Source organism: Cellvibrio sp., from assembly GCF_053579595.1.
In genome coordinates, this window is record NZ_JBRFPI010000370.1 from 1 (window position 1) to 4,426 (window position 4,426).

Genomic DNA, 4,426 nt, shown 5'->3' on the forward strand with positions numbered 1-4,426 from the left:
ACGGCGAAGGTGCCAGGTCCGGCGTCGCTGGCAGGTCGGCGAGGGTGGGATAGCCTGCCGCATAGGATCGGGATCGGCATTGTCGCCCTTTCCGTCTTTATCAGTATCCACGGTTTCGCTGGCGTCACTCGGGAACGCATCTTTGTTGTCGCCAACGCCGTCCTTGTCAGTGTCTTTGGTTTCAGTCGCGTCATTAGGAAAGGCATCGCCATTGTCGCCCACCCCGTCTTTGTCGGTGTCCAGCCACTCTTTGGGGTCACTGGGAAATGCATCGCGGGTATCGGCATAGCCGTCGCCGTCGGTATCTGCTGGTGGTGTGGGTTTAGATCCCCCGCCTCCACCCCCACCGCCGCCACAGGCGACCAGTGCAAGACTTAACAAGCTACTCAGGAAAATGCGCGAGAAACTTCCAGACATACAAAACCCCTTCCATAAGGAATCAAAAAGCGGAGAAAACAAAGAATTTATTCGGGATATAAGAGGCAGAATGGTGATTAACCGCGGTGTCTGCCGGGTGCAAATGCTAGCACACCCGTTTCGGATGAGCATGCCGATCTGGGTGGGTGTACGCTAGGGTGCATGCTTTCACATCCATGCGCCCTGGATAAATACCAATACGATATTGACTTCACTCAGGTCGGGTCGACTCTTCCGCTACAATCCTGCTGGCCCTGCTTGGCAATATTACTATCAAATAATACGCAAGCCCCAGAGCAAGAATGACCGCCGCAGTCGCATAAATATAGGCAGCTTCCATTTCGTTAAAATCAAAAATAATCACTTTTCGCGCTGCTGCCATGAGTGCAGTGGCAAGAACAATTTCAACAGCTAAACGTGGATTGTGATCACCCTTGGTATAGAGAATCAAGTTGTGGTAAATCTCGATTGCAATCAATACGGCCATAAACGCACCAAAGGTTGCAAAGATATCTTTTATCTCAAGCAGCATTACTGGCGGTGCGATCAAACGGTGATAAAGCACATAAAGAATATCTGCCACACCCCAAATGATGACCAGCACCATGATGAAAGCTATGACCAGTGCGCAGTTATGAATGATGCGATCCATCACATTTAACAGCTTTTGTTCATTCTGCTCTTTCATATCTGTGATCCTCCAACAGCATTCATTCTCTAAGACCGACGGGTTTTTAAAAGTGGTGCAGCAGCGCGTAAGCCTCACCAACCATAATCAATATCCACAGAAAAATGCTTATGCCGACGCCCGCCGCCGCAATATCCTTAATGATTCCTATCCGATGATTATTGCTAGCCTCGACAAAATCACAGAGGGCTTCGATTGCGGTATTAAATATCTCCGCGACCAACATCAATGCGGTAGCAATTAACACCGCCGCCACATCAATCCAGTCGCGAAACGCAATACAGGCTATCAACATAAACAAGGACAGCACCAGCTTATAGGCGACAGAGAAATCAGTAACTACTGCGAATTTGAGCCCACGCAGAACTACACCAATCTTTCTCAGTGGATGAAAACCTGGCTGCCCGGTATTGAGAAACTTATTTCTCATTGCTGGCTAATGCTTTCTGCTGTAACTCGTGCAATTGCGCTATCCCTTTTTTAGCCAGACTCAACATGGCCGCAAATTCCGCTTCGCTGAACGGCTCAGCTTCCGCTGTACCTTGAATTTCGATAATGCCACCGTCATCACCCAGCACTACGTTCATATCAGTGTCTGCTGCGGAGTCCTCAGGATAATCCAAGTCCAACACAGGAACGCCTTGATAGATACCGACTGAAATAGAAGCAATAGCACGTTTGATTGGTTCACCGGTGACTTTGCCGGTGGCTTTTAAATGGGCGACAGCATCGGCAAGCGCAACCCATGCACCAGTGATAGACGCCGTGCGGGTGCCACCGTCGGCCTGAATAACGTCACAATCAATATGTATGGTGTTTTCACCGAGCGCGGTTAAATCAACGGCGGCGCGCAGTGACCGGCCGATCAACCGCTGGATTTCTACGGTGCGGCCCTGTTGTTTACCGCGCGCAGCTTCACGATCCATACGCGTGCCGGTGGAGCGCGGCAACATGCCGTACTCGGCAGTGAGCCAACCTTGCCCTTGGCCGCGTAAAAAAGGAGGAACTGAGTTGACCACACTCGCTGTGCAGATCACTTTGGTGTCGCCAAACTCAACGAGCACCGAGCCTTCGGCGTGTTTGGTGTAGCGACGGGTGATACGGATAGGGCGTAATTGGTCGGGTGTGCGGCCACTAGGACGTTGCATAAAAGGAATCCTTACTACTTGAAATGGATCTATGGGAAGGTGTGATACCATCCCCCATCTGTTGATGATTGTTAAGTTGCCGGTGAACTCTACCAGCTCTCGCCCGTAGAAGTAACCGCCCCGCGCAGTATCCACCTTGCATAGAACGACTTAGTTCCAGGAGCCCTTATGCCACGTAGTATGACTGGATTTGCCCGCCGTGAAGCCAAACTCCCCTGGGGGACACTGGTGTGGGAAATCCGCAGTGTGAATCACCGCTACCTCGAACCCAGCTTCCGTTTACCGGAAGATTTCCGCGAAATCGAACCCCATCTGCGCGACGCCATGCGCAAAGCCTTGCAGCGCGGAAAAGTCGAAGCGAGCCTGAGCGTGCAGTGGGAGCAGGAAGGTGAGTCTGATCTGGGTATCAATCTCAACAAGATCGCGCAATTAACTAAAGCCGCACAACAAATTAATGGCCTGCTCGGTGCAATAGCTGCGCCCGTAAATGCGTTGGATATTTTGCGCTGGCCTGGTGTAATCCAAAAGCAGGAATTGGATCGCGAGCAGATGCACAAAGCTGCGCTGGAATTGTTTGATCTCGCGCTCGAAGGTCTGATCGAACACCGCTCACGCGAAGGTGCAGAGCTGCAACAATTAATTATCAACCGCTTGGACAGCGTCTCGGCACAGGTTGTTAATGTACGTGCACGCATGCCGGAAATCCTCGCTGCGCAACGCGAAAAACTACAGACCAAACTTGCTGCACTACAAGTGGATTTGGAACCAGAACGCCTTGAGCAGGAAATTGTATTGCTCGCGCAAAAAGCCGATGTCGATGAAGAGCTCGACCGCCTCGACACTCACGTCATTGAAGTCAAACGCAGCTTGAAACAAACCGATTCCCTCGGGCGTCGCCTGGATTTTTTAATGCAGGAATTGAATCGCGAAGCCAATACCCTTTCATCAAAATCGATTGTAAGTGAGACGACGCAAGCAGCGGTGGAGTTGAAAGTATTGATTGAGCAGATGCGGGAGCAGGTGCAGAATATTGAGTGATATTTCATGCAATCTCATGAATTAACATTTTATATGTAAATCAATATGTTAAGTAATTTTTAGATTTCACAAGATTTCAGAATACCCCTCATGATTGCAAAGTAATGGTGGCAGAATCGGTGGCAGATTTTTAAGTTTCGTGTAAGCTTGAAAAACCTGCCACCACTTATCTGAAAGCCATGAACGACGCACAACTAAAAGCCAAACTTAAATCAGGTCAACCAGGCAAATTCACGGTTGATCGCGGCCTCTACTTCCGCGTAAGTGAAGAAGGAAACGGATTCTGGATGCTGCGCTACAGCATCAATGACAAAAGGCGGGAGTTTGTCTTCGCTCGTTATGGTCGCCCACCAGAAGGCATGACATTGGCTGAAGCGCGCTTGGAGTCTGCTCGGTTACGCTCACTGGTTAATCAGGGCATAGATCCCGCAGCCGAGAAAAAACGCACTCAGCTCATCTCACTCAAAACATTAGATGACGTCGCTCAGGACTGGTTGGGTGAGTGCCGCAAGCGTTTGGAAAATCCTCAAATCCCCGCACGGGTATATCGCAACGACATTTCTCCCGCCATCGGTGAGCTCAGCATTGATCGCGTCACAGCGTTAGATGTGCTCGGAATTATTCGCAAGATTAATGAAAGCGGGCGCCCGACAATTGCGAACGATGCTCTTCATTATTGCAAACAGATTTTTAATCACGGCATCAAATTAGGATTGCTCCAAACAAATCCCTCACTCGCATTTAGCATTAAAGATGCGGGCGGAATTGAGAAATCAAGAGATCGCGCACTAACAATCGATGAACTAAGAGTTGTCTTCCGCGTGTTTCGGGAGCATGCCGATGTTTTCACGCGAGAGAATTATTTGTCCATGGCCATCTTGGTGATATTGGGAGTGCGCAAAGGAGAATTAATTGCTGCAACTTGGGACGAATTTGATTTCACTGCCAAAACTTGGCACTTACCACCAGATCGCACAAAAACAAATGCTCAAATCATTATCCCGCTACCCGACCAAGTTATTGCTTGGTTAGATGAGCTAAAAATTAGATCCGTTAACTCTGAATATGTATTTCCGGCTCGGCGAGCGAGCAAGCGTAGGGGGTACATTTCAGATGACACACTTAACCACGCACT

Annotated in this window: 5 protein-coding genes and 1 pseudogene; 2 read left to right on the forward strand and 4 right to left on the reverse strand. The window is 49.5% G+C overall.

Translation table 11 applies throughout. The features are described from left to right. From ACWA6V_RS17865 to rph, 4 genes and pseudogenes are all read right to left on the reverse strand, one after another. Positions 1-417 (reverse strand): annotated as a pseudogene (locus tag ACWA6V_RS17865) (hypothetical protein); the annotation flags it as partial. A 211-nt stretch (positions 418-628) separates the two neighbouring features. Next, a complete protein-coding gene (locus tag ACWA6V_RS17870; protein WP_449523765.1) occupies positions 629-1,105 on the reverse strand; it encodes a phosphate-starvation-inducible PsiE family protein in 477 nt (158 codons plus the stop codon). A gap of 46 nt (positions 1,106-1,151) precedes the next feature. Further along, positions 1,152-1,535 carry a diacylglycerol kinase gene (locus ACWA6V_RS17875; protein WP_331351786.1) on the reverse strand — a complete coding sequence of 128 codons (384 nt, stop codon included), beginning with the start codon at positions 1,533-1,535 and terminating at the stop codon, positions 1,152-1,154. After that, a complete protein-coding gene (rph, locus tag ACWA6V_RS17880; protein ID WP_449523766.1) occupies positions 1,525-2,253 on the reverse strand; it encodes a ribonuclease PH in 729 nt (242 codons plus the stop codon). The genes ACWA6V_RS17875 and rph overlap by 11 nt, the downstream gene beginning before the upstream one ends. Before the next feature lie 168 nt (positions 2,254-2,421). On the opposite strand from rph, the gene ACWA6V_RS17885 reads away from it, so the two are divergent. Both ACWA6V_RS17885 and ACWA6V_RS17890 read left to right on the forward strand, forming a co-directional pair. Further along, positions 2,422-3,291: a YicC/YloC family endoribonuclease gene (locus ACWA6V_RS17885; RefSeq protein WP_449523767.1), complete on the forward strand. Its 870-nt coding sequence runs from the start codon at positions 2,422-2,424 to the stop codon at positions 3,289-3,291. 179 nt (positions 3,292-3,470) lie between these two features. Beyond that, positions 3,471-4,426, forward strand: a 956-nt coding sequence (locus ACWA6V_RS17890; protein WP_449523768.1) for a tyrosine-type recombinase/integrase, incomplete at its 3' end; no start/stop codon positions are given.